This is a genomic window from Clostridium sp. JN-9 (genome assembly GCF_004103695.1).
In the GTDB taxonomy this organism is placed as follows: domain Bacteria; phylum Bacillota; class Clostridia; order Clostridiales; family Clostridiaceae; genus JN-9.
Window position 1 is genome coordinate 1,408,464 of the sequence record NZ_CP035280.1, and the last position, 25,691, is coordinate 1,434,154.

The 25,691-nt window shown below is 31.2% G+C and carries 23 protein-coding genes; 21 read left to right on the forward strand and 2 right to left on the reverse strand.

The genetic code is table 11. The features are described 5' to 3' along the window. Positions 1-56 precede the first annotated feature (56 nt). From EQM05_RS06740 to EQM05_RS06770, 8 genes are all read left to right on the forward strand, one after another. The gene (locus EQM05_RS06740; RefSeq protein WP_128749316.1) at positions 57-794 is read left to right on the forward strand and encodes a FliA/WhiG family RNA polymerase sigma factor; all 738 of its coding nucleotides are present in this window, start codon (positions 57-59) and stop codon (positions 792-794) included. Positions 795-808: 14 nt separating this feature from the next. Beyond that, on the forward strand, positions 809-1,273 hold the full coding sequence (locus EQM05_RS06745) for a hypothetical protein (protein ID WP_128749317.1): 465 nt from the start codon (positions 809-811) through the stop codon (positions 1,271-1,273). A 32-nt stretch (positions 1,274-1,305) separates the two neighbouring features. Beyond that, positions 1,306-1,473, forward strand: a complete 168-nt coding sequence (locus tag EQM05_RS15725) for a hypothetical protein (RefSeq protein WP_164917228.1) — start codon at positions 1,306-1,308, stop codon at positions 1,471-1,473. Beyond that, positions 1,470-2,249, forward strand: a complete 780-nt coding sequence (locus EQM05_RS06750; RefSeq protein WP_128749318.1) for a flagellar hook-basal body complex protein — start codon at positions 1,470-1,472, stop codon at positions 2,247-2,249. Before EQM05_RS15725 ends, EQM05_RS06750 begins: the two co-directional genes overlap by 4 nt. Positions 2,250-2,266: 17 nt before the next feature. Next, positions 2,267-3,067 (forward strand): flagellar hook-basal body complex protein, encoded by an 801-nt coding sequence (locus tag EQM05_RS06755; protein ID WP_128749319.1) that lies wholly within the window; start codon positions 2,267-2,269, stop codon positions 3,065-3,067. 127 nt (positions 3,068-3,194) lie between these two features. After that, positions 3,195-3,524 (forward strand): hypothetical protein, encoded by a 330-nt coding sequence (locus tag EQM05_RS06760; protein WP_128749320.1) that lies wholly within the window; start codon positions 3,195-3,197, stop codon positions 3,522-3,524. Between the two features lie 299 nt (positions 3,525-3,823). Then, complete coding sequence (locus EQM05_RS06765; RefSeq protein ID WP_164917229.1) at positions 3,824-4,423, forward strand: hypothetical protein; 600 nt, start codon at positions 3,824-3,826, stop codon at positions 4,421-4,423. Between the two features lie 40 nt (positions 4,424-4,463). Further along, positions 4,464-5,273, forward strand: a complete 810-nt coding sequence (locus EQM05_RS06770) for a CPBP family intramembrane glutamic endopeptidase (protein ID WP_128749322.1) — start codon at positions 4,464-4,466, stop codon at positions 5,271-5,273. Positions 5,274-5,415: 142 nt separating this feature from the next. Here EQM05_RS06770 and EQM05_RS06775 read toward each other — a convergent pair whose 3' ends face one another. Next, positions 5,416-7,053, reverse strand: coding sequence for a putative manganese-dependent inorganic diphosphatase (locus tag EQM05_RS06775; RefSeq protein ID WP_128749323.1), 1,638 nt, complete (start codon positions 7,051-7,053; stop codon positions 5,416-5,418). Positions 7,054-7,293: 240 nt separating this feature from the next. On the opposite strand from EQM05_RS06775, the gene EQM05_RS06780 reads away from it, so the two are divergent. The 6 genes from EQM05_RS06780 (at position 7,294) to EQM05_RS06805 (ending at position 18,415) form a co-directional block, all read left to right on the forward strand. Next, positions 7,294-9,834: a calcium-translocating P-type ATPase, SERCA-type gene (locus EQM05_RS06780; protein WP_128749324.1), complete on the forward strand. Its 2,541-nt coding sequence runs from the start codon at positions 7,294-7,296 to the stop codon at positions 9,832-9,834. A 111-nt stretch (positions 9,835-9,945) separates the two neighbouring features. Continuing rightward, positions 9,946-10,953, forward strand: coding sequence for a Wadjet anti-phage system protein JetD domain-containing protein (locus EQM05_RS06785; protein WP_128749325.1), 1,008 nt, complete (start codon positions 9,946-9,948; stop codon positions 10,951-10,953). A 12-nt stretch (positions 10,954-10,965) separates the two neighbouring features. Next, positions 10,966-12,591: a hypothetical protein gene (locus EQM05_RS06790; protein ID WP_128749326.1), complete on the forward strand. Its 1,626-nt coding sequence runs from the start codon at positions 10,966-10,968 to the stop codon at positions 12,589-12,591. A gap of 38 nt (positions 12,592-12,629) precedes the next feature. Then, positions 12,630-13,298 (forward strand): DUF6063 family protein, encoded by a 669-nt coding sequence (locus EQM05_RS06795; protein WP_347560232.1) that lies wholly within the window; start codon positions 12,630-12,632, stop codon positions 13,296-13,298. Then, positions 13,291-17,676, forward strand: a complete 4,386-nt coding sequence (locus tag EQM05_RS06800; RefSeq protein WP_128749328.1) for a hypothetical protein — start codon at positions 13,291-13,293, stop codon at positions 17,674-17,676. Before EQM05_RS06795 ends, EQM05_RS06800 begins: the two co-directional genes overlap by 8 nt. Before the next feature lie 25 nt (positions 17,677-17,701). Then, positions 17,702-18,415, forward strand: coding sequence for a histidine phosphatase family protein (locus EQM05_RS06805; protein ID WP_128749329.1), 714 nt, complete (start codon positions 17,702-17,704; stop codon positions 18,413-18,415). 35 nt (positions 18,416-18,450) lie between these two features. Here EQM05_RS06805 and EQM05_RS06810 read toward each other — a convergent pair whose 3' ends face one another. Then, positions 18,451-18,873 carry a hypothetical protein gene (locus EQM05_RS06810; protein WP_128749330.1) on the reverse strand — a complete coding sequence of 141 codons (423 nt, stop codon included), beginning with the start codon at positions 18,871-18,873 and terminating at the stop codon, positions 18,451-18,453. Between the two features lie 450 nt (positions 18,874-19,323). Here EQM05_RS06810 and EQM05_RS06815 point away from each other — a divergent pair, with 450 nt between their 5' ends. The 7 genes from EQM05_RS06815 to hypA all read left to right on the forward strand — a co-directional run bounded on the left by EQM05_RS06815 (position 19,324) and on the right by hypA (position 25,690). Further along, the gene (locus EQM05_RS06815) at positions 19,324-21,183 is read left to right on the forward strand and encodes an IS1634 family transposase (RefSeq protein ID WP_128748972.1); all 1,860 of its coding nucleotides are present in this window, start codon (positions 19,324-19,326) and stop codon (positions 21,181-21,183) included. Between the two features lie 356 nt (positions 21,184-21,539). After that, positions 21,540-21,767 (forward strand): HypC/HybG/HupF family hydrogenase formation chaperone, encoded by a 228-nt coding sequence (locus EQM05_RS06820; RefSeq protein WP_128749331.1) that lies wholly within the window; start codon positions 21,540-21,542, stop codon positions 21,765-21,767. Further along, positions 21,757-22,800, forward strand: coding sequence for a hydrogenase formation protein HypD (gene hypD / locus EQM05_RS06825; RefSeq protein WP_128749332.1), 1,044 nt, complete (start codon positions 21,757-21,759; stop codon positions 22,798-22,800). The genes EQM05_RS06820 and hypD overlap by 11 nt, the downstream gene beginning before the upstream one ends. A gap of 17 nt (positions 22,801-22,817) precedes the next feature. Then, positions 22,818-23,819, forward strand: coding sequence for a hydrogenase expression/formation protein HypE (gene hypE / locus EQM05_RS06830; RefSeq protein ID WP_128749333.1), 1,002 nt, complete (start codon positions 22,818-22,820; stop codon positions 23,817-23,819). Between the two features lie 23 nt (positions 23,820-23,842). Continuing rightward, positions 23,843-24,265 (forward strand): NADH-quinone oxidoreductase subunit C, encoded by a 423-nt coding sequence (locus EQM05_RS06835; RefSeq protein WP_128749334.1) that lies wholly within the window; start codon positions 23,843-23,845, stop codon positions 24,263-24,265. 1 nt (position 24,266) lies between these two features. Further along, positions 24,267-25,349 carry a nickel-dependent hydrogenase large subunit gene (locus EQM05_RS06840; RefSeq protein WP_128749335.1) on the forward strand — a complete coding sequence of 361 codons (1,083 nt, stop codon included), beginning with the start codon at positions 24,267-24,269 and terminating at the stop codon, positions 25,347-25,349. After that, positions 25,349-25,690, forward strand: a complete 342-nt coding sequence (gene hypA / locus EQM05_RS06845; protein WP_164917230.1) for a hydrogenase maturation nickel metallochaperone HypA — start codon at positions 25,349-25,351, stop codon at positions 25,688-25,690. The genes EQM05_RS06840 and hypA overlap by 1 nt, the downstream gene beginning before the upstream one ends. The last annotated feature ends 1 nt before the right edge of the window (position 25,691 follow it).

Sequence of the window (25,691 nt, forward strand, 5' to 3'; positions counted from 1 at the left end):
CAGAAGTTTTAAACTTTCCACTGGAGAAGCTTTTAACTGAAAAAGGAGGGGCAATTATGGTTTTGGCGGGAGATGAAATTAGAAATACAAGTATAAAAAGTGAAATTGTAAAAAAGTACATACCACTTGTTAAATATATAGCTTCAAGGGTTATTATAGGTAAAAATAAATACATTGACTATGAGGATCTGGTTGGATATGGAATGGTTGGTCTCATGGATGCTATAAATAAATTTGATGAAACAAAAGGTATGAAATTCTCCAGCTATGCCTCTATAAGAATAAAGGGAGCTATGATTGATGAAATCAGAAAGAACAGCCCTATATCTAAGGGAGCAATTGATAAGCTTAACAGATATAATGAAGCAATAGAATGTCTTCAAAAGGAACTAAACAGAGAGCCAAGCAATAAGGAAATAAGCCAGAGGCTTGGTATCTCACTTGCAGATATGAGTGAAGTTGAAAATTATATTAATTATATATCTATAGTTTCACTGGAAGATCTTATTTTTTCCGAAGACGATGATATGCCTCTTATGAGTACTGTTGTGGATGAAAAAAGTCCAAGCCCCGAAAAGAATCTGGAAAAGAAGGAACAATTAGAGTATCTTACTAAAGCTATAGAATTATTAAATGAAAAAGACAGAACAGTTTTAAGTTTATATTATTTTGAAGAGCTGACTTTAAAGGAAATAGGAAAAGTGCTTTCTGTATCTGAATCAAGGGTATGTCAGCTTCACAGCAGAGCTTTAGTGCATTTAAGAAAATCAATGCAGAAATTAAAATACATATAATATGGGAGAAAAAAATGTGGATTGCTTTATTGATTATAGGAGTATTGCTTATTGCTTTTAATATTAAAGCCATAAATAAAGAAAAAAGTTCATTTTCCGGCAAACTTAAGCTGAAAGAGCAGGATTTAGATGAAGTCATGGTGGAAATAGGTCAGATTAGGCAGGAATTTGCAGAAACTTTATTAACAGTACAGCAAAGTGTGGAGGAAATTAAAACAAGGGTAGAAGATTTGGAAAATAAGCAGTATAATGGAGAAAATGTAACAACTCATCCAAAGGATCCTTCAGATCATGCTGAAATTAAGGCACATGGTGATACTGATGCTTCGGAAATCAACAGTGATTTGAAAGAAAATAATGTAAAGATAAATGAAGTTGAGGCTTTGCTTAAAGAAAATGTTTCAATAGAAGAAATATCAAAACGTCTTGGCATAGGAAAGGGGGAAGTACTATTAATAAAGGATTTATATCTAAAATAACTTATATTAAAGATTTACTTAGTGATAGAAAATTGCTTTTAGGTATTGGAATTGGAATATTAATAGGAACTTTCTTCATGATGGGAGCAAAAGTAAATTATACTTTAAGCAAAAGTCAGATTGAAGAAAAAGCAGCAGCACTTGGAATGAAATATCCTGATGAAATTAAGGTAATTAATGAAAAGGGAGTGAGCAAATGATAAGAGGGCTTTACACAGCTATTTCAGGAATGATAACTCAGGAAGCTAAACAGGATATTATTACAAATAATCTGGCTAATGCAAATACAGTTGGATTTAAGCAGGATAATCTGGCAGCAAAACAGTTTGATGATGTATTAATATCTAATTATGACAAAATTTCCGGCGGTAAAAATGTAAAGAATTACATTGGAACATTAAGTATGGGCAGCGGCATAGACGAGGTTAAAACTGATTTCACTCAGGGTATGATTGAAAGTACTGACAAGCCAACAGATTTTGCCATAGATGGACGTGGATTTTTTGAAGTATCAAGAAATGATGGCATAGCTGCTAATACATATTACTCCAGGGATGGCCACTTTCATGTAAATACAGCAGGTTATCTTGTAAATGACAGTGGAGATAATGTGCTTGGAACTAATGTGATAACAGGTGGCACTGAACCCATATATGTTGGGAATGGTAAAATTACTGTAGATGCTGCAGGAAATATGAAGGTAGATAATCAGCTTAAATATAGATTTAATTTTGCAGATGTAAATAACCCCAATGATTTAACTAAGGTTGGAGACAATTTATATTCAGCAAGGAATGTAACACAAATAAATGCTGCGGTAAAGCAGAATGCCCTTGAAAAGTCAAATGTTAATGTAATAAGTACAATGGTAGATATGATGAATGTAATGAGGACCTTTGAAACTAACCAGAAAGTTGTCCAGGCTATGGATGATACTCTTGGAAAAGCTGTGAATGAAGTTGGTTCTATAAGATAAAATTTGGAGGTTAAAAAATGCTGAGAATATTTTATAATAGCAGAAGTGCAATGATGGCACAGCAGGATAAATTAGACAGTATTTCAAACAATATTGCCAATGTAAATACTGATGGATATAAAAGAGAAGATGTAAGCTTCAAGGATTTAGTATATGAAACACTGGATAGAAAGGGTTATCCAATTACCAATAAACCAGCAGAACAAAAGCAGACCATAAATGGTACCGGTGTAAGAACAGGACAATGGATCAGGGACACAAAACAGGGAAATTTAAATTCAACAGGTTTAAATACTGACTTTGCCATTGTTGGACCTGGATATTTTTCTGTAACTACAATAAATGGCGGCACTGCATATGAAAGAAATGGATCTTTTGATATAGATGCTTCAGGTACTCTTGTTGATAAACAAGGAAACAGAATCAATTTAAACCTAACCCCGGCAGGCAGAGCTCAGCTTAATAATGCAGGTGGATTTTCAAAAGATAATTTTAATGTTAATGCTGATGGAGTTATATACTTAAAAGGAAAAAACAGTACAACCGTTCCTATTGGTAAAATAGATATTTACAATGCAGTTGGAGATAATGCATTTATATCTGTTGGTGATAATCTTTATACATCAGCTCCAGGTGTTCAGACATTTGTCCAAGGTGACACTAAAGTTAAACAAGGTTATTTAGAAGGATCAAATGTTGATATTGCAAAAGAAATGACAGATATGATAGTAACTCAGAGAGCATTTGAACTTGGCTCAAGAGGACTTAAGACTGCAGATGACATGTGGGGGCTTGTTAATAGTATAAGAGGAAGATAGAGCTACGCTAAAGGTTAAATTCAGTTCTTTATCCTTTAATCTTTTTTATTTAAGTGAAGGCTTTTTGTAAACTATTTTGATTTTTATTCATATAATAGGATAGAGCAAAATTTATAGGGGGATTTATATGAATAGACGATATTTCGATGATTATATGGATATGAGAAATATGAATACCTGTTATGCATGTCCATTTATGGGTATGAGTCAAGGGATGTATCCTTGTGAAATGATGAATATGACAGCTCCTGCACCACCATGTACCATGGAAAATATAATGCAGATGAATCAGCCTCAAAATATGTATAATATGATGCAGCAGTATGCTCCAATGTGCCCAAATCAAATGATGCAGCAGGGTCCTATTGGCAGTCAGGATGGAAGCATACCGTATAATCTTATTAATCCATATGAATTAAGGATAAAGACAGTAAACATAGAAGATGTAACGGATTAACATATGTGCACTCTTTTAAATTTATAAAAAGTTAAATGCCTTTTGAGCAAATAAAAGCTTGAAAGGCATTTTATTTTTATTTTTTGCATATTTATATAAACATATAGATATAATTGGAGGGAGTTAATCATGGGGTAGGCTATGTTTTTGGCACATTATTTAGTATTTTTCTCTGGAAAGTGGACAGACAGTATATATATTATAAAATAAATAATTTCTTAAAAAATAAGATTTTCATTAAAAACGTTTTTATGCAGATATTTTATATATTAGTTATAGTGATGCTATTGCTAATTAATGTGAAAAATAATGAAATTACTAACTTTATCACAGCTTTCATAGTTATAGACATAAGCAATACTGAAAGGAAAAATTTAAAAAAAAGGGAAAAAATAAAGTTTTATGATTCAATTGCAACTATCTCTAATTCCATAGTTAATGGATTTGTTGGCCCATTATTTTATATTTTACTGCTGGGAAATGTTTATGGTATTATCTACACCATTATATTCAATGTAAGTCTTGATGAAGAGTTTCTCTTGTTTAAATGGATAAACATTATATTATCTATTGTACCATCCGTTATTGTTCAAATAGTTTTGTATTTAGTATATGTATTCAGAAATAAAAAATCAGTAATGGATTTTAGAGGAGATTATTTAGTTAATTTAATATTAAGACCTTTACTGAATGTGGACATTATTGCTGCATATGTTGAATCTGTAAACTTTTATTATTGTATGTCACAGGATGATTCAAATTATGTAAAAAGCTATGGGGAATATAACAATAAAATTAATGAGAAGTGCATAAAGGATTATTTAGGAATTGCATATACAATTTGCATAATAACTTTCATTGTATTTTTTATCCTAAAAGTTATTATGCAGGGCAAATAATATATCTATTTTTTTGATGTTATAAAGGGGGGGAACTTATATGAATAACATATCTGTAACGAAAATAGAAAACAAAGTAAAATTCAAGTTTATGGCAATGTTATGTATTGTAATTCTTTTTGTGTTAAGGATACCATTTCTAGGATTCTTAACATTAATACTAGGTGTAGAGCACTCAGCAGTATTATATCCTATCTTTGAAATTGGGACATATTTTTTTACAGCATTGTTTATATGGACAGAAAGGGATAGGCTCAAAGAATACCATATGGATACAATTTCTGTTTTTATTTTTACTCTTGGCCCGCTATGGTATAAATACAGTGATTTTAAAATCAGAATTCCAATGATGATAATTGGATTAATTCTTTTAGCAGCTCTTATTGCTTCTAAGCACAAATTCTCCAGGGTAACCATGAAAAATATAAGGTGGATAATCATAGGCATGGCAGCAGGTGCAGTTACTGCAGTAATATCTTCGTTCTTTTTATCAAAGCAGGTAAATAACACAGGGATGAAGGCTACATTTTCTCTTGCTTTAATATCAATTTTAACTCAGCTTACAAATGCAGCAATTTTAGAGGAACCATTCTTTAGGGGGATTTTATGGGGTGCTTTAAAAAAACTAAGATGGAAGGATGGATGGATTTATATAACACAGGCTTTACTTTTCTGGATCGGGCATATTTATTATATTAATACTTATCCTTATTCCTTCTGGATAGTTGTGCCATTAGCATCGCTAGTGCTTGGTATCTTAGCATGGCGATCAAGATCCATAGCCACCAGCATGGCTGCCCATGGAATGATAAATGGATTAGGGCAGATATTAACTTTTTACAAGCTATAAATATGCTTCGCATAAAGATTAAAGATTAAAGATTAAATAAGGTTGTTTTGCCAAAGGCAAAACTAAAAATTAAAGCTTTTCGGCATAGCCGAAAAGCTTCATTCTTTGTTCTTTAATCTTTGTTCTTTAGCAATTAAAAATGTTAATTTTTAATTGCTGAATTAAGTGGTGGTATAACCTGTTTCTTTCTTGAAAGAACTCCAGGTACATAAACACTGTTATTTGTAAGCTGAATATTGAAAGCTTTTGAAACAAGATCTTTTCTTTCTCCTGCTGTCAGCATTTCTGATCCGCCTTTTATTATATCAGTAAGCATTAAAATAAGTAGATCATAGTTTTCCTTTTGGGATTTTTCTTCCATGAGCTTCAGCATTCCCTCTCTCATTGGCTCAAATCCTTCTATATCCATTGTATTAACCTGTGCCACACCAACTTTTAACTGTTCCAGGGCAAAGGTCTTAAAATCTGTATTAAAGATATCTTCCAGGCTTCTGCCCTTTAATGAAGTACCTTCTTTAAACATTTCTTTAGCAAAAGCTTCAACATCGATATTTGCAATGTTTGCCAGCCTTTTTACTATCATTTTATCCGTATTTGTTGATGTTGGTGATTTAAACAGCAGTGTATCTGATATTATTGCTGCACACAGTAAACCAGCAATTTTCTTTGAAGGTCTCAGGCCATGCTCAAAGAATATGGAACCAACTATTGTAGCTGTACATCCAACAGGTTCATTTCTAAAATAAATTGGTTTTCCTGTCTGAATATCTGCTATTCTATGATGGTCAAGTATTTCTATTATATCAGCATCCTCTAATCCATTAACGGACTGAGATCTTTCATTATGATCCACAAGTATTACTTTTTTCTTATTTTGTGATATTAAATGATATCTTGATATTCTTCCAACTACCTTGTTGTGTTCATCAACTACAGGATAGCTTCTAAATCTTGTCTGAAGCATTACATTTCTCACATCATCAACAAAATCATCAGTTCTAAAGCTTATTAAATTATCGTGAGTCATAACATAACTTATTGGAACACTTTGTGGAATAAGCCTTGTTACTGTAAAAGTATCATAGGGAGTTGTGATTATTGAACACTTAACTTTGGCTGCTTCTTTAATTATTTCCTCATCTACAGGATGTTCCCCTGTTACAATCATTAGAGATGCCTTTTTTTGTAAGATTAATTTCTGAGAATCTTTTCTGTCACCGCAGATTACAATATCACCCTCTTCAATAATCTCCTTGGCATTATCAGGTGTCATTGCAGCAACTACAATTTTACCCTTTAGTTTAGGATTATCATCAGCTGAATAGATTAACTTTCCAGCCAGGGTATCCAGAATATTGTCTAAAGTTGTATGGCTTTTAGTAATGATATTATTATCCCAAATATCCATATAGCATGATGTAATATTGGATAAAGAAGCTAGTCCAATCAATTTGTCACCATCATCAGTAACGGGCAGAGATTTTACATTGTTCTCCTTCATAATTGACCATGCCATCTTTAATGAAATTTCAGGGCTTATAGGTGCAACTTTATCAATATTTAAATCAATTATCTGAGATTTTACTGTTTCAATTAATTCAGGAACAGGCACATCAAAATATTTTAAAATAAATTGAGTTTCCCTGCTGAGTTCTCCTAATCTTATTGGAATTGCCTGGACATCACCTGTTCTGTTTTTAAATTCTGCATATGATATTGCGGAACAAATAGAATCTGTATCAGGATTTTTATGTCCGCTTATATATACTACGTCCTTCATTTGTTATTTCCTCCTTGATATATTATACCGATTTATATTACATTTAAAATTTGTGTTATACAATTAATGACTTAATAAAATTATATTATATATTTTACCACAAAATTATTTAAAATCACCTTTTTTCTTAATATTTAATTTTTGTAACATAAGAAAGTGGTACAACCTCATATACATAAATAGAGTGAAAGAATTTTAGCAGTTAACTCATTATTTTTTTACTTTAGGAGGTTATTATATATGTTAAATGAAAAAGAAGTGGACTTAGGATTAAGTACCATTGAAGCAGAAAGAAGATTAAAGAAATATGGAGCCAATATATTAGAGAGAAAAGCCCATATTTCAAAGATAAAAATACTTATGTCTCAATTTAATGATTTTATAATATGGGTGCTGCTGGGAGCAACCATAATGTCCAGTATGATGGGGGAAAAGGCAGATGCAATTACGATAATTATTATTGTAATTATGAATGCCATACTTGGATTCTTCCAGGAATTTAAAACTGAAAGGTCACTAGAGGCTTTAAAACAGCTCACAGCTCCAACTGCAAAGGTTATGAGAGATGGAACAGTTAAAGTTATAAATGCAGAAAATATTGTAATAGGAGATATTATTTTATTAGAAAGCGGTGATAGAATTCCAGCGGATTGTATTTTAGTGGAAGACAGCAGTTTTATGGTAGATGAATCTCTTTTAACAGGAGAGTCCGTTGGTGTTTTGAAAAGCAGCAGTGATAAAAAAAATGAAATATATATGGGCACCACTGTTTTAACAGGGAAGGCAAAAGGTAAGGTATTTCAGACTGGAATGAAAACAGAAATGGGCAAAATAGCTGGTATGCTTCAGCACATTGAAACAGAAAAATCTCCATTAAAACAAAAGCTTACAGCTCTTGGGAAAGTACTTGTAATAATTTGTATAGCAATTTGTGCAATTGTTACTTTAACAGGCATAGCAAGAGGAGAAAATACCTATGATATGTTTCTTGTGGGAGTAAGTCTTGCTGTAGCAGCTATTCCGGAAGGCCTTCCAGCTATTGTAACTGTGGCACTGGCACTGGGAGTTTCAAGAATGCTGAAAAGAAATGCCCTTGTGAGAAAACTTCCTGCTGTTGAGACTTTGGGGTGCACATCTGTTATATGCAGTGATAAGACGGGAACATTAACAGAAAATAATATGACTGTAAAGGCTTTATATTTTAATAATTCTATATATAATACTGAGGATGGCAAAGTGCCCGAAAACATAATACTAAAAAAGATTTTTACATTTTGTAATGACTTTAACATAGATTACAAGGAAAATAATATAAATAAGGCTGTTTTAGGTGACCCTACTGAGACAGCTTTGGTAAAGGGATTTTTTAAAAACAGCAGTGATTTAAAAAAGTTTATATCTAATAGTAAAAGAATTTATGACATACCATTTAATTCAGACAGAAAATTAATGTCAGTAATAGTCAGGGATGAAACTGGTGACAAGGCTTATATTAAAGGTGCTCCTGAAAGAGTTCTTGAAAGATGTAAATATATTTTAATTAACGGCAGAAAAGAAATATTAACATCATATCATAAAAAAAATATAACATCTGCAATTGAAAACATGTCCTTTAAAGCATTAAGGCTTATTGCAGGTGCATATAAGGATAGTGTAATAGTAAAAAACAGTTCAGTTGAGAAAGATCTTATTTTTGTAGGAATAGCAGGTATAATTGATCCACCAAGAAAAGAGGTAAAGGATGCTGTACTAAAGTGCAGAATGGCAGGAATAAGGCCTGTAATGATTACAGGGGATCATAAAAATACAGCTTATGCCATTGGTAAGGAACTTGATATATGCAGAAATCAGGATGAAGTAATTACTGGAGAGGAAATAGACAAACTCAGTGATAAGGAATTTGCAAAAATTATTGATAAAGTAAATATATTTGCAAGAGTAAGTCCAAACCACAAGCTGAGAATAGTAAAGGCATTTAAAAACAAAAAAAATATTGTTGCCATGACTGGTGATGGTGTTAATGATGCACCAGCAGTTAAGGAAGCAGACATAGGAATATCCATGGGAATTTCAGGCACAGATGTTACTAAAGAAGCATCAGCCATGATATTACTGGATGATAATTTTGCAACTATAGTAGCTGCTGTAGAAGAGGGAAGAGTAATTTATGACAATATAAGAAAGTTTATAAGATATCTTTTGTCCTGTAATTTAGGAGAGGTTCTTACCATGTTTCTTTCTTCTCTTTTTTACATGAATACTCCATTGCTTCCAATACAGATCTTATTTATTAATTTAGCTACAGATGGGCTTCCTGCAATAGCTTTAGGAGTGGACCCTGCAGATGTGGATGTAATGGTTGGAAAGCCAAGACCTAAAGATGAAAGCATATTTGCAAGGGGTCTCAGTGAAAAGATATTAATAAGAGGTGTATTAATAGGAGTATGTACTATATTCAGCTTTATGTCAGGGCAGTACTTTGGAATGGATTTAAGATCATGCAGGACACTTGCATTGTGTACACTGGTCATGTCACAGCTTATTCATGTTTTCGAATGCAGATCAGAAAAACATTCTATTTTTGAAATTAAATTTTATACTAACTTGTATTTAGTTGGTGCAGTTATGGCTTCCATAGCAATGCTTTTATGTATAATTTATATTCCTTTTTTGCAGATAGTATTTCATACAGTACCTCTTTCACTTTCACAGTGGGCTATAGTAATATTCTTTTCAGGTACCATATCTCTTATCAATAGTGTGTATTTATATTTTAAATAACAATAAATATTCACCGGCTGTGCCGGTGTATCTTTTTTTATGTATAATTTCACTTTTAGTTTGTCATATATATGGTAAAATATTATATATGGCATTAATTTGAGGTGAAACATGAAAGATTTAAGTAGTTTTAGTAAAAAAATAATAGAATTAGATGAAATAGAAGGAATATACAAGCCTGAAACATATGACAGCTTATGTAAGGTGGTATCTGATTTATTAAAAGAAGATAGTATTTCACCTGTAAAAAGCAGCGGAGGAAATGGGAAAAAACCTACCTTGTATAAAAAATACAGGATATTGGAAAAGCATAGGGATAATAGTAAGCTTTATGATGAAATAAATTATAAACTTTCAAGTAAATTAGATATTGAATATTATAAAAACCATATAGATAAATATAAAGAACATAGGGAATATATTATTAAATTAAGTGATTTTATTACAAACAATAATCATTTATTAAGTGTACCTGTTTCCATGAATGAAAGATCCTTTCAGATATGGGGAAGAGAAAAGTTTTTACAAAAGGAAGGCGGAAAAACCATTGTTAAAAATCTGGGGTTACGTTTAGAAGATTTAAATTATTATGATACCTCTGAACCTTTGGCATATTATTCAAAATGCAGAGAAATACCTCAGAACATTTTAATAATAGAAAACAAAGATACTTACTACACCATGAGAAGACATTTAATAGGGGGTGGAGAAACTATTTTAGGAGAAAATATTGGTACCTTAATATATGGCGGTGGAAAAAATATTAATAAAGCTTTAAATGATTATAAAATATCAGTTGAAGATTATGTTTCAGATATAAGAAATAAAATATTATACTTTGGTGATTTGGATTATGAAGGAATAATTATATATGAAGGACTATATAAACTATTCAGCAAAGAATACAATATGGTGCCTTTTATAACAGGATATAAGAAAATGATTCATAAGGCAGATGCTGAATCAATTTGTTTACCAAAGACAAAAGAAGGCCAGAATAAAAATATAAGTGATATATTTTTAAGAGAATTTCATAAAGAATACAGGGCTGAAATAGAAAAAATATTAACATCTGGTTTGTATATACCACAGGAGATAATAAATATCACAGATTTATAGTTGGAGGATAACATGGATTTAAGCTTTTTAGATGTGCAGCATATTAGAATGAAAAAAATTGGCGCTTATGCTTTGCTTTTTAGAAACAGCATTGCCAAGGGAACCTGGAAAAAGTATGGCTTTGAAGAAGGCTATGAACAGGATAATTTAATATTTTCAGTATTACTTTATATAATGGAACAGTCATTAAAGGAAGAAATATGTACTATTGACCATATAGCTGCTTTTATTGATGAAGTTAACAATATTCATTTTAAAAAAGCCATTACATATGAACAGTGCAAGGATTTAAGCGAATTCATTGTTAATACAATTTTATGTGATGAAGGCAAAGCAATGTATTTTAAAGCGTACAACTTTAAAGAAGGACAGTATAATGACATAAACATAAGCTTTATCAAAAATAAAATGGAATATATTGAAGGAGTGAGAAGGGTATCATATTCTTTAACAGATGATGGTTATTCACTTCTTTTGTCTACTTTGGAAATAGAGGAAAATTTAAAGATAACTATTCATGAAATTGTATTTAAAATGCATTTGGAAAAGGCATCTTATGATAAAGCTGTAGATGATATAAAAAATATATTTAACATGCTTAGAAGAAGAGTTCAAAGTATGGAAGATGCCATAAGAAAAATCAAGGAGAATCCTCTTGCTTATACAACTGAAGACTACAGATCCATGATGGAGGGAAATCTAGAAATTTTAAATAATACCAAGAAAAAGTTTATTATTCACAGAAAGATGGTAAATGAAAAAATAAATGAGTTTATTGAACATGATATACATATTAAGGAATTAAATAGGGAAGAAGAGGAAAATTTGAATAATTTAAAAATAATAGAGAAATATCTAAGCAGAACTATTGATGAGGATCAAAGAGTGCTAAAGAAACATTTTGATCTTAAAGAGGTTTATGGAAAGGAACTTGAAAACATATCTAAAATGTCTCTTATTGAAAGATTCAATTTCAGAACTGAGGTATATGATAAGATACTTGATGATCCTAATAAGTTAGATAATATCTATATATTCTTAAAGCCTCTTTTTAAAATGCAGCCAAAGAAGTATTACAACATAAACAAAGCCTTAGAATATCAGAAGCCTGTTAAAAAAAGTGAAACAGAAGAGGACGAGGTAATACCTTTTGATGAAAATCAGCTTGTAGAAGCTGAAAACAGGAAAAGAGCAGAAAAACTTGAAAAGTATAAAGGTGTTGTAGAAATACTTTTAGAGCTTTCTATGGAAAGAGGAAAAATTTCTCTTAAAGAAATCAATTCATTAATAAAAAACAGTGAAACATTAATGAATACATTGATACCAACTGTTGAGATATTCAGAGAAGTTATTATTGAAATGTTAAAAAACAGGACTATAGATATAGGTGAAATAAGAGAAGAAAGAAAAAACTCCGTTGAATCAGGAGAAATAGAATTTCAGCTTAACAAAACTATTTTAGAAATAATTGATGCAAATCCTGATTTTAATAGAATAGAAAAGATAAAAGTGGAAAAAATCTTAGGCAGTGAAGATGTTAAACTGGAAGGATTGCGAAATGAAATTGGAGATGTAAAAAACTTTATTTGTTCTGATATTTCCATTGAAGTTATAAAATCAGTAAGGGGGAGATTATAACGGCATATACTACTGAAGAAATCAAAATAAGCAATAAAATATTTTATTATCTTCTAAAGCATGGAGAGCTGAAGGAAGATACTGAAGAGCTGTATAAAAGTTATTCGGAAAATGAAAATGTAACTGAGCTGGTTAAAGGGCTTGGTGGGGCATCTGAATGCTATGTTAATAAGTATGGGGGAGTAGTGTACCTTATACCTAAGGAAGATAATGATTTTATTGGATATTCAAAAGGTGAACTTAAAAAGGCACTTTGTAAATCCGGTGCAAATGATAAGGATTATTATTTATCCCAGTTTGTAATATTAACCCTTCTGGTGGAATTTTATAATTCTCAAAGTGTTTCCAGTAAATCCAGGGAATATATTAAAGTTGGTGAATTTTTAAATATAATTACTGACAGATTAAAGGATGGCATTGAAAGATCAGCAAATAATGCGGAAGGCGGAATTGCCTTTGAAAATATACTGGAGAGATTTGAAGCTTTAAAAAGCAGCGATACTAAAAGCACATCAAAGACAACAAAGGAGGGCTTTATAAATACAATTTTAGATTTCTTAGATAGTCAGGGACTGATTTATTATATCAAAAGCGATGACATGATTAAAACCACTAAAAAGCTGGATAATTTTATGGATTGGAATCTTTTAAACAAAAATAATTACAATAGGGTGCTGAAAGCTTTAGGAGAAGATGTAAATGAGTAAGATAAACAAAATAAGGTTTGTTAATTTAAATTACAATTATAATACTATGAAGATAGATGATGAAAAATTTTTTTTAGATGGCGAAAATACCATGTTTAATTTAAGAAATGGAGGAGGTAAATCTGTACTTGTGCAGATGATTATGGCCCCATTTGTTAATAGAAGGTACAGAAACATAAAAGACAGAACCTTTGAAAGCTATTTTACCACATCAACACCCACACATATATTAATTGAATGGAAACTGGATGATGGAGCAGGCTATGTGTTAACAGGCATGATGGTTAGAAAAAAGGATTCTTCCTCTGATTATGATTCTAAAGAAAAACTGGATATCATAAATTTTATTTATGAATATAGAGAGCAGAATGAATACGATATTAACAGCATACCTTTAATTGAAAAAAAGGATGACATGAAGACAATAAAAAGTTTTGCCAATTGCAGAAAATTATTTGAAGACTTAAAAAAGAATAAGGATTTAAAATTTAATTATTATGATATGAATAATCCTGTAACCACTAAAAATTATTTTAATAAGCTGTTAGAATATGATATTAATTATAGAGAATGGGAAACCATAATTAAACAGATAAATATTAAAGAGTCAGGCTTATCGGATCTCTTTACCAAGGCTAAAGATAGTAACGGCTTAGTAAAGGAATGGTTCCTGCCGGCTATAGAAAATAAGCTTAAAGTAGAAGAAGACAGGATTGTTAATTACAGGCAGCTTTTAGATAAATATATTAAACAGTATAAACAAAACAAGGCTAATATAGACAAGAAATCAAAGCTGGAACTTTTTATTGAATTATCAAAGGATCTGGATTCACACTGTGATGATTTTATAGCTGTTATAAATAAAAAAGAAGAAATTAAAAATTATATAGCAAATGTTATTGCTTTCTTAAAAGAAAAATCTAAAGATAAAGAAAATGAAGAAGAAGACCTTGAGAAATTAATTAAAGAACTTAATGATAAAATTGTTGAGCTGGAGTATGAAAGAGAGTCCATAAAAATTTATAATAAGCAGGATGAAATAGATAGCCTTGATTTTGATATAAACAGGCAGAAGAAGTTTATTTGTGATAGTGACATTAGAAAAAATAATATTATAAAAAAGCAGAATATTTTAGAGTGTGCTAAGCTTCACAGGCAGTATCAGAATACTTCAAGGGAACTGCAGGAGCAGGAGAAGAAGCTTGAAATTTTAAATAAAAAGAATCAGGACAATGCACCACGCATAAATAACCTGGGTTTTACCATAAGAGAAGTTCTGGAAAATAAACTTAAGTCTTTAAAGGAAGAAAAGCTGAATAAAATTCAAAATGTAAAAAATTTATCACATGAAAAAGATGATATTAATAATAAATTAAAGGCTGACAGGAATGAGATAAGCAACCTGAAAGAGAAAAAGGGAAGCCTTCAAAGCGAAATTAAACATTTTGATTTTCTTGAAAAAAGATATAATACAAAATACAGCTCTAATTTATTTAGAAATATTGAAGGATATTTTGAGGAGAATAAATTGTTAAGCACAGATAAGGACATAAGTGATGAAGGCCTTTCTTTAGCCAAAGAAAGAAAAACCACAGAAGAAAATATTATTGCCTGCAAAGAAAAATTAAAAACCATGGAAAGTGAAAAACAAAGGAACTTTGTAAAAATATCTAATGTTAAAAATAAGTTGGAAAACAAAACTTCTGAATTTGAGAAAGCTGAAAATGAAATTGAGAAAAGAAAAGAAATAATTAAGTTTATTGATTTTGAAGAAGATAAAGTTTTAGACAATGAAAATATAGTTACAGCTTTTGACATGAAAATAGACCTTTTAAAAGATGATGAATTAAGGCTTAAAAAGCTTTCAGATAACATAAATAATGAAATAATGAAGCTCAAAACAGGCAGGGTATTAGAACTTCCTAAGGATATGGAAGAAAAACTAAGAAAAAAAGATATAAATATAACTTACGGTATGGAATGGCTTAAGAAGAATGACTATACTCCTGAAGAGAACCAAAATATTGTGGAGCATAATCCATTCATTCCCTATTCATTAATAATGGATGATAAAGAAATTGAGCTGTTACAAAAAGAAGGTTTGGATATATTTACATCTTCACCTATATCAATAATCAATAGAAAAGATCTGGAGATGAAATTTGAACATATAAATGGAGATATTGTGGATTTAAGAGGCATAAGCTTTTTAATTTCTTTTAATAATAAACTGTTGAATGAAAGTGAACTACAAAAACTCATACAGGCTAAGGAAAAAGAATTACAATCTGTACAAAGTGATATAAATAGGAGAACTGAAAATATTGCTTTTTATGAAGAAAAAAGAAATTTAATAAAATATTCCGATTTAACCCTTGAAATATATGAAGGGCTAAAAAAGGAAATCAGTTCATTAAAAAATGAAGAATGTGCTTTAAGACAAGCTGAAATGGACTTAGGGAATAATATACTGAGTCTTAAAGAAGAAATGGATAATTATGTTGAAAAAGCAAAGAAGCTGGAGAAAGCAATTGAAAAAAATACAGATAAAGCAGAAAACTTTAAGGATTTTTTAAAAGCATATGATGAGTATAAAAAGAATAAAACTTATTTAGAGAGGGTTTTGGAAAACATCAGTGTAATACAGCTTGAAATAGAAAACTCAGAAAACAGAAATGCTGATCTGGAAAAGGAAATATCTCAGTGCAATAGTGTAATTAATGATTACAAGTCTGAAGAAAACAGAACTTTTAATCAGCTTTCAGGATTTAATATTTATAAGCATGGAACTTTAATACAAAAGGACACAGAGGATTTAATATCTGAATTTAATGCCTTAACGAAGGATATTACAAGTTCAGAAAAAGAACTAAAGGATAAAATAAGTTACCTTAACCAAATGTTTAAAGATGTTGATGATGAGCTTAATTTAAAAGCTAAAAAGTATGAACTTAAAGAAGCAGAATATACAAATGAAACTTATACTGTTCAAAAGGATCTTGAGTTAAAAGATGAACTCATTAGGGAAAATCTAAACTATAATGCGTTAATGGAGCATTATAATAACCTTGATAAAGATGTAACTGTTGCTGAAAAAGAACTTCAAAATCTAAATAAGGCGCTATTAGCTAAATTTAATAAAGAAACTCCAAAGGATAAAAGTGTATTAGTAGATAAAGACTTTAAACTTGAAATAGAAAAAATAAAAATGCACATTGCAGACACAGATGATAAAAAGAAAGAAACTTCTAAGGCAAAAGCTAAAATTGAAAATAATTTAACCAGCTTAAATGAGTTTAATGATTTAAGTATTACAGAAAAGGCAGATGTAAAAATTGATTTAAATGAACTTGATAGTGCTGTTGGAAAACTAAAAAGAGATTTAAACAGCATAAAGGAAGACGAAGCATTTAGAGAAAAAAATCTTACAAATTTAGTTGTAAGTATTGAAATAAAAGATGAATTTAAACATGAAAGTTTATTTAAAGAGCCCATTCAAACGCTACAGGGCTTATTAAGCAAGCCTATGGAATTTAAAAATCAGTTAAATATAGTTGTAAGCTCATATAAACTTCTTATAGAAAAATTAATGGCAGACATTGATCTTATTGAAAGGGAAGAAGGTAAAATATTAGAAAGCATATTAGAATATATAAAGGATGTTCATGAAAATATTGAAAAAATAGATGATAATTCTTCCATAACTATTGGAAATAAAAGATTAAAAATGCTTAATATAAATGTATCAGACTGGGAAGAAAATAAGGAGCTTTATAAGATAAGATTAAAGGATTATATTGAAAACATAAGGGCTAAATGCATAAAAGCTCTGGAACAAAATGAGGATATAGAAGATATCATAAGTAATAACATCAATATAAATAAATTATATGATGAAGTTGTGGGCATTGGCACAATAAATATTAAATTATATAAAATAGAAGAGGATAAGCAAAGACAGATTACCTGGGACGAAGTTTCAAAGAATTCAGGAGGAGAGGGATTTCTTTCAGCTTTTGTAATATTATCAAGCTTATTATCTTACATGAGAAAAGATGAAAGTGATGTGTTTAGCAGAAAAGAAAGCGGAAAGGTGCTTATTATGGATAATCCTTTTGCTCAAACAAGCTCTGCACATCTCTTAAAACCATTAATAGATATTGCTAAAAAAAGTAACACTCAGCTTATATGCTTTACGGGACTTGGGGGAGATTCCATATACAATAGATTTGATAATATTTATGTATTAAACCTTATCCCATCTAAGCTTAAAAGTGGTGTTAAATATTTGATCAGTGAACATACAAAGGGTGAAGAGGAAAAAGAGGTAATGGTAGCATCAAGGTTTAAAATAGAGGAACAAATCAAGTTGTTTTAAATTATTAATAATGGAGGATGGAAGCATGGGTACAGAAAAAAGGGGTAAAATTATTTTATTTTTAATGAGACATGGGCAGACTGTATTAAATAAAGCTGAAATAACTCAGGGATGGTGCGATGGAAATCTTACAGAAGAGGGAGCTAAAGCAGCTTTAAATGCAGGAATAGGCCTTAGTGATGTAAAGTTCAAAGCAGTATACAGCAGCGATTTAGGAAGAGCAGTGAAAACAGCAGAAACTGTTATAAAAGAAAATAAAAATGGCAGCAGCTTAAATCTTAAAAAGCTTAAAGGATTAAGAGAATTAAATTTTGGAAAATATGAAGGACAAATGGAAAAGATACTGATAAAGGACATGCTTCATTATATGAATGTAAGCTCCTTTAGGGAAGCTATGGAAAAATATGATTTTCAGAAGGAATTCTGCAATTGCTGTGCTGCCTTGGACGAAACAAATAAAGCAGAGGATTATGATACAGTAATTAAAAGAGTTATGGATACTTTAAAGGAGATATGCCTTAAGAATTTAGATGATTTTAATGAAAATGTGCTTGTTGTAGCTCATGGAGGAATAATAAGACTTATAATTGATCATTTAGATAAAAGCTTTAATGTAGAAAGTATAGATAATTTAAGCATTTCTAAGATTATATATGAAAATGGAAGCTTTAGGGTAGAATCTGTAAATGATAATAGTTACTATAAAAAAGGACAGGCACTGAAGAAAGAAACTATATAAAAAACCGCTGGCAGTTCATATTGCCAGCAGTTTTTTTATCTCATTCTTTGAATTTTTTGTGTTCTTTGAATTTTTGCAGCTTTTCCTTCTACAGGAACAAGATCTTTCTTTGTGGATAGATTTCTAATATTTATGATGGTAGTAGATTCAGTGCTTTGCTTGCCTTTTTTGCTTTTCTTGCCCTTAAGTCCCTGTACTATTAACAAATTACCCTGGGATAACTGCATGAATTCAGGCTTTTTAAACCATCTGTTTCTCTTATAAACACATTTGACCACGCCTTTGCTTCTGTCAGGTCTAACCAGTAAAGTGGCAGTTAATTTATGGAATATCCATAGGATAGTTTTTTCTTCAATTTTCACAGAGACCACATTACCTTGTATTTGAGTTAATCTGTCTCCATATTTTTTTAAATAAGATTGTGTGTAGTACTGCGTTAGCTTTTCTTTAAAACTCATATTAATAACTCCTCTTCATATATATAATTTGTTTTTGATTACCATATTCAATAATTCCAGTAAAAGATAATTATATATATTATATCATATATTTTTTTGTTTTAAAACAATCATGACAAAACCAATTGGTTTGTTAGTATTATAACTATATTTTTAGCAATATGAATAAAAAAAATGTAGATAATTGTAGATTATTTTTTTGGTACAGAGTACCTAATATTATTACAATAGCTCTTACTTAATATTGAAGATTGTGGTATTATAGTATTTGTATGGATTTAGCATTATCATACGGGTTTTCAACACTTACTCCAATACATAATGAACTTATAGAATCAGAAAATGCTTTAAATACAAGGCTTTCCTGATTTTTTTCTTGTCAAATTTTGCGTTTTATATGTTGTATGGTGTTGTATTATATGTTATAATAGAAGTGAGGTGTGATATTATATGAAATTGAATTACGATAAAAAATCTAAAGATCCTACTTACTTCATTCAGATGGGAATCAGAAATGGTAAGAAGACCACTACAAAAAATGTAAAACGAATTGGAAAATATTCTGAGCTGCTAGCAATTACCACTGATCCTCTTGAATATGCAAAAAAGCAGGTTGAGGAATTCAATAAAGAATATAAGGAAGGGAAAATCGACATAAACTTAAAGGTTGACTTTAGCGAAAAGCTTTCACCTACAAAAAATATCGCATCCAAATCCGCGCTACTTAATGTCGGTTATTTTATTCTGCAACATATATATCACGACCTCAAACTTTCAGATTTTTTTCATGATATCAACAGTAATTCAAAGATTACCTTTGATTGTAATACAATCAACCGTTTCCTTACCTTTGCAAGGATTTTAGAACCAACATCAAAACTAGGGACATTTGACAAACTTGATTCCTATTACGAAAAACCATACTTTGAATACCAGCATATTTTACGCTTCATGGATTTGTTAGAGGATAACTACGACGAATATTTGGAACATTTATTCATTAATAGTAATAACATCATAAAAAGAAACACTTCCATATGTTATTTCGACTGTACAAATTATTATTTTGAATCAGAAGATGAGGACGATGAATACGTAGATGAAGCCACTGGCGAGATTCTCAAAGGTCTTCGCAGATACGGCCTTTCAAAAGAACACCGTCCCAATCCAATTGTGCAGATGGGCCTATTTATGGACGGAGATGGAATCCCTATATCAATGTGCATTAACTCTGGTTCTGACAATGAGCAGAAATGTGCAGTTCCACTGGAACAGAAAATCACAAAAATGTTTAAAAATAAACAATTCATTTACTGTGCTGATGCAGGACTTGGCTCATTTAATATAAGAAAATTTAACTCCATGGGTGGAAGAGCCTTTATTGTAACCCAGTCTGTAAAAAAACTTTCAGACAAACTAAAGGAAGCTGTTTTTAATGATTTTGATTATCGTCGGATTTCTGATGATTCTCCTATTACTATCAGTTTTATGAAGGGATTCGATAGATTTGATAAAAAGAATTTACCCATTTATAACGATACTGTTTACAAAATCATAGATGCAGACAGCGCCATGGATGTTGGCCTATATGAAAAGAGAACATATAAAAACGGTAAGTCCAGAATTGTAAAATCAAAAGCATTTCTAAAGCAAAAAATCATAATTACATTTTCAAGAAAAATGATGGAATATCAAAGGCATATCAGAAATGCGCAGATTGAACGGGCTAAGAACTTACTCAACAATCAAAATATAGATAATATAAAAAAGGGACCTCATGATGTTACACGTTTCATCAAAAGGACATCAAAAGGTAATAATGGTGAAAAAGCCTCTGATCACTATGAAATTGATCAATCTATCATTGATAGAGAAGAAAAATATGATGGGTATTACGCAGTTGCCACAAATTTGGATGATGATGCTAAATCAATACTTACTATAAATTCAAACCGTTATAAAATCGAGGATTGTTTTCGGATACTAAAAAGCAATTTTAATGCAAGACCAGTTTATCACAGAAATCGCAACAGGATTATTGCACACTTCATGATTTGTTATACGTCTTTACTAATTTATCGTTTGCTTGAAAACAAGCTAGACCTGCAAGGAACACATTTTACAGCAGATGATATTCTTGAAACGCTACGTAATATGAATGTCATGAATACACAGGATGCTTTTTATACAGCAACATATACAGGAAGCCAAGTATGTACAGCGTTAAATGGCCTATTTAATTTAGGCTTAGATAAAAAATATTATCTTCCTAAAGAACTGAATAAGAAAATAAAAAAATTTCTAAGTTGATGTTTTCATACAACATTTTTAAAATAAGAAAAGAGAAGGAAAGCCTCTATTTACTGGGGTTCCTTCTCTAAATTTTTATTTAAGTGTTGAAAATGAGATATTATATCATATATTTTTTTGTTTTAAAACAATCATGACAAAACCAATTGGTTTGTTAGTATTATAACTATATTTTTAGCAATATGAATAAAAAAAATGTAGATAATTGTAGATTATTTTTTTGGTACAGAGTACCTAATATTATTACAATAGCTCTTACTTAATATTGAAGATTGTGGTATTATAGTATTTGTATGGATTTAGCATTATCATACAATAATATGTTGTTAATATAACAGCTCACAGGAGGGATTATCATGTGCCTTGGTGTACCATTAAAAGTAATAAAAATTCATGGAAAAGAAGCTGTTGGTGAAATAAATAACATAACTAAGAAAATAAGGATAGACTTTGTTCCCAATGTGCAAATTGGCGATTTTGTAATGGTCCATGCAGGATTTGCCCTGGATGTAATGGAAAAGGAAGATGCAAATGAAACCATTGATATTCTAAATCAGGTTATGGAGAAAGAAAATGAACTATGATTTAAAAACTATTAATGAATATACAAATAAAATAAACATTATGGAAGTCTGTGGAACACATACTGTGGCCATCAGTAAATTTGGATTTAGAAGTGCATTCAATAAAAATATAAATCTAATATCAGGGCCGGGATGCCCGGTGTGTGTAACACCTCAATACTATATAGATTATATTTATGATTTATCCCTTAATAAGGAAATCATAATATGTACCTATGGAGACATGATAAGAGTACCTGGGCGAACACCAGACAGGACATTGGAAGGCGCCAGAGCACTTGGAGCAAATGTTAAGATGGTTTACTCCATTATGGATTCCCTTAATGTTGCAGTGGAAAATCCTGATAAAAAAATAGTATTTCTTGCAGTAGGATTTGAAACTACCACTGCTCACACAGCTGTAGCTATAAAAGAAGCTGAAGCAGGAAATATTAAAAACTTTTATGTACTTTCCATGCATAAACTTGTGGAACCTGTAATGCGTACTCTGCTTGAAAACAAGGAATTGCAGATACATGGATTTTTATGTCCCGGTCATGTTGCAGCTATTTTGGGACAGGATGGATTTATGTTTCTTAATGAATACAAATCCATTGGGGTTATTGCAGGGTTTGAAGCACAGGACATTATTAATGCTGTAGGAACCATAATTGATATGAAGAAAAACGGTGAAACCGGAGTTAAAAACTGCTACAGCAGATTAGTATCCAAAGAAGGAAATAAAGTTGCATTAAATTTAATAAATGAAGTTTTCCATGCTGAAACAGATTACTGGAGGGGAATTGGTCCTATAAAAGACAGCAGCTTAAAGCTAAAGGATAAATATAAAAAATACGATATTGAGCAGATTTACCCCGTAGACAGAAGTCATGTAAATAATAGTACAGGCTGCCAGTGCGGTGAAGTATTAATAGGCAAAATAAAGCCTAATCAATGCAGATTGTTTAAAAAAGTATGCAGCCCTGAAAATCCTGTAGGACCATGTATGGTTTCTTCTGAGGGAAGCTGCGGTGCATATTATAAATATTTTTAGTTTAGGAGACATCGACTATGGAAGATATAATTTCACTTTCTTATGGTAATGGCGGTACAAAAACAGATAGTCTTATAAAAAAATATCTGCTTCCCAATTTTGGTAATAATCTTTTAAATGTTTTAGGAGATGGAGCACTATTAAATACTTCAAATGAAATTGCCTTTTCTACAGACAGTTTTGTAATATATCCATTGTTTTTCCCCGGCGGTGATATTGGAAAATTAAGCGTATGCGGTACAGTTAATGATCTTCTTATGTGCGGCAGTATTCCAAAATATTTAAGCTTATCATTTATTATTGAAGAAGGTTTTTTAATAAATGATTTTGAAAAAATAGTAAAGTCTGTTGCTTTAACTGTAGAAAAAGCAGGTGTTCAGATTGTCACTGGTGACACTAAAGTAGTTGATAAAGGACATGGACATGGTATTTATATAAATACCTCTGGAATTGGGGAAAGAATAAAGGGTATAAATCTTGGAAAACACAGGATCAATCCAGGAGATAAGGTAATAGTCACAGGAAACTGCGGGGATCACGGCATTTCCGTTTTATGTGCAAGAGAAAAACTGTTTGAGGGAAATTTAAAATCAGATTGTAATCCTTTAAATAATGTTATATATGAAATATTAAAATTCGGCGATAAAGTTAAAATCTTAAGGGATCCAACCAGGGGAGGTGTGGCAACAACTTTAAATGAATTTGCTGAAGATACTGAAATATGCATTGAGTTAGATGAAAACAAGATACCTGTAGACAAAAGTATAGGATCTGCCTGTGATCTTTTGGGATTAGATCCTCTTTACAGTGCTAATGAGGGTAAAGCAATAGCTATAGTAAGTGCTGAAGTATGTGATAATGTTATAGATAATTTAAAGAAAATAGATATTTCAAAAGATGCCGCCGTAATAGGTGAAGTTACCAGCTTTATGCCTGGGAAGGTAATTTTAAATACTCCTTATGGAGGAAGAAAAATATTAAACAAATTAAGTTATGACATGCTGCCAAGAATCTGCTGATAGGAATATAGGAGGAGGATATTATGCATAAAGGAGAGATTAAAGAGATAAAAAGGGAAGAACTTTTACCATTAGCTGAAAAACTCTTTAATGAGAAAAGAAGACTTGTAATTATGAATGGCTATGTGGATAAGCAGGGCAATAACGTTGTTGTTTATAATTTCGATATTGATGGTAATATAGTAACTTACCTTTGCAGGGGATATGACTGCCTTCCATCCCTGACTTCAATATACAAGGGGGCAGTTCAATGGTGTGAAGAAGAAATATGCGAAATGATGCCAATTGAATTTACAGGATTAAATAAAAGCGGAAGATTGTTCCTGCCAGATGATTTTGATGGAACAGGCCAGATTTTAGTAACTCCCCTTTCTGATTTAAAGAAGGATAATATTTCAGAAGACAATAAAAGTTATATAAATAAAGAATATAAGGGGGAAAATTAATATGAGTTATGTTGTACCAATTGGACCATATCATCCCTCTCTGGAGGAACCAGTTCATGTTAAGCTCTATACAGAAGGTGAATACATTTCCAAAGCAGATGTGTTTATAGGATATAATCACAGGGGTATTGAAAAACTCACAACGGAAAGAAACTTTATTCAGACAATTACATTAGTAGAGAGAACATGCGGGATCTGTTCCCATACACATGCTATGTCATATTGCATGGCACTTGAAAATATAGCATCTATGGAGGTGCCTAAAAGAGGATCTTATATAAGGGTAATTACTTCAGAGCTTGAAAGGCTTCATTCTCACTTTTTATGGTTAGGACTTGCATCCCATATAATTGGATTTGATTCAGCATTTATGTACTCGTTTACCGCAAGGGAAAAGGTCATGGAAATGCTGGAATTAATAAGTGGTAACAGAGTTAATTATGCCATGAATATAGTTGGAGGAGCAAGAAGAGATATATCTAAGGAAACTCTGAAGCAGCTGTTAAAAAACATTAAAGAGATGAAAGAACCATATAAAAAGCTTTTGGATATATTCTTGCAGGACAAGACCATAGCAATGAGAACCAAAGGAGTAGGAAAGCTTACCTATGAAGATGCCTTTACCTATGGAGCTGTTGGCCCTCATGGAAGAGCATCAGGAATGAAAATTGATGCAAGAAAGAATGACCCATACTGCTGTTATGAAGATTTTGACTTTAATATGGTGGTACAGGAAGGCGGAGATGTTTTTTCAAGAGCTGTGGTAAGGCTCTTAGAAATAGAGGAAAGCTGCAAAATAATAACTCAGGCTGTAAATAATATGCCGGACACTCCTATAAATTTAGGTATTAAAATGCCAAGGATACCTGAGGGAGAATTTATTATAAGGACAGAAGCTCCAAGAGGAGAAGTGACATATTATGTAGTTACTGATGATAAACAGCACAATCTCAGAGTAAGCATTCATGTGCCAACCTTTAAAAATGCAGCTACTGTTCCGGTTATGATGAAAGGAAATACAGTGGCAGATGCAGGATTAATAATTGCCAGTATTGATCCATGCTTCTCCTGTCTGGACAGATAATGCACGAGCTTTCTGTTACTCAGAATATAATAGGTATTTCCTGCGATGAGATGAAAAAGCATCCCGGAGTAAAGGTTTTAGAAATAAGGATTGCAGTAGGAGAGCTTACAGGACTTATTCCACAGTGCATTCAGTATTATTTTGATATAGCAAGCAGGGGAACTCTGGTTGAAGGCGCAAAGCTTAAAATAAAGAAAATTCCCCTTTCTATAAAGTGTAATGAATGCGGGAAGGAAAGTATTGTGAAGGTTGGACAATTTGTATGCCCAAACTGCGGCAGTGATAATTTTAAATTAAATACTGGAAAAGAATTTTATATTGAAAGCTTGGAGGTAGAGTAAT

Coding starts and splice junctions, on each gene's coding strand:
- EQM05_RS06835 (WP_128749334.1), top strand. CDS start 23,843: ATGCATAAAGGAGAGATTAAAGAGATAAAAAGGGAAGAACTTTTACCA.
- EQM05_RS06780 (WP_128749324.1), top strand. CDS start 7,294: ATGTTAAATGAAAAAGAAGTGGACTTAGGATTAAGTACCATTGAAGCA.
- EQM05_RS06820 (WP_128749331.1), top strand. CDS start 21,540: ATGTGCCTTGGTGTACCATTAAAAGTAATAAAAATTCATGGAAAAGAA.
- EQM05_RS06805 (WP_128749329.1), top strand. CDS start 17,702: ATGGGTACAGAAAAAAGGGGTAAAATTATTTTATTTTTAATGAGACAT.
- hypE (WP_128749333.1), top strand. CDS start 22,818: ATGGAAGATATAATTTCACTTTCTTATGGTAATGGCGGTACAAAAACA.
- EQM05_RS06800 (WP_128749328.1), top strand. CDS start 13,291: ATGAGTAAGATAAACAAAATAAGGTTTGTTAATTTAAATTACAATTAT.
- EQM05_RS06810 (WP_128749330.1), bottom strand. CDS start 18,873: ATGAGTTTTAAAGAAAAGCTAACGCAGTACTACACACAATCTTATTTA.
- EQM05_RS06840 (WP_128749335.1), top strand. CDS start 24,267: ATGAGTTATGTTGTACCAATTGGACCATATCATCCCTCTCTGGAGGAA.
- EQM05_RS06745 (WP_128749317.1), top strand. CDS start 809: ATGTGGATTGCTTTATTGATTATAGGAGTATTGCTTATTGCTTTTAAT.
- EQM05_RS06760 (WP_128749320.1), top strand. CDS start 3,195: ATGAATAGACGATATTTCGATGATTATATGGATATGAGAAATATGAAT.
- EQM05_RS06755 (WP_128749319.1), top strand. CDS start 2,267: ATGCTGAGAATATTTTATAATAGCAGAAGTGCAATGATGGCACAGCAG.
- EQM05_RS06775 (WP_128749323.1), bottom strand. CDS start 7,053: ATGAAGGACGTAGTATATATAAGCGGACATAAAAATCCTGATACAGAT.
- EQM05_RS06785 (WP_128749325.1), top strand. CDS start 9,946: ATGAAAGATTTAAGTAGTTTTAGTAAAAAAATAATAGAATTAGATGAA.
- EQM05_RS06790 (WP_128749326.1), top strand. CDS start 10,966: ATGGATTTAAGCTTTTTAGATGTGCAGCATATTAGAATGAAAAAAATT.
- EQM05_RS06815 (WP_128748972.1), top strand. CDS start 19,324: ATGAAATTGAATTACGATAAAAAATCTAAAGATCCTACTTACTTCATT.
- EQM05_RS06740 (WP_128749316.1), top strand. CDS start 57: ATGGTTTTGGCGGGAGATGAAATTAGAAATACAAGTATAAAAAGTGAA.
- hypD (WP_128749332.1), top strand. CDS start 21,757: ATGAACTATGATTTAAAAACTATTAATGAATATACAAATAAAATAAAC.
- EQM05_RS06770 (WP_128749322.1), top strand. CDS start 4,464: ATGAATAACATATCTGTAACGAAAATAGAAAACAAAGTAAAATTCAAG.
- EQM05_RS06750 (WP_128749318.1), top strand. CDS start 1,470: ATGATAAGAGGGCTTTACACAGCTATTTCAGGAATGATAACTCAGGAA.
- hypA (WP_164917230.1), top strand. CDS start 25,349: ATGCACGAGCTTTCTGTTACTCAGAATATAATAGGTATTTCCTGCGAT.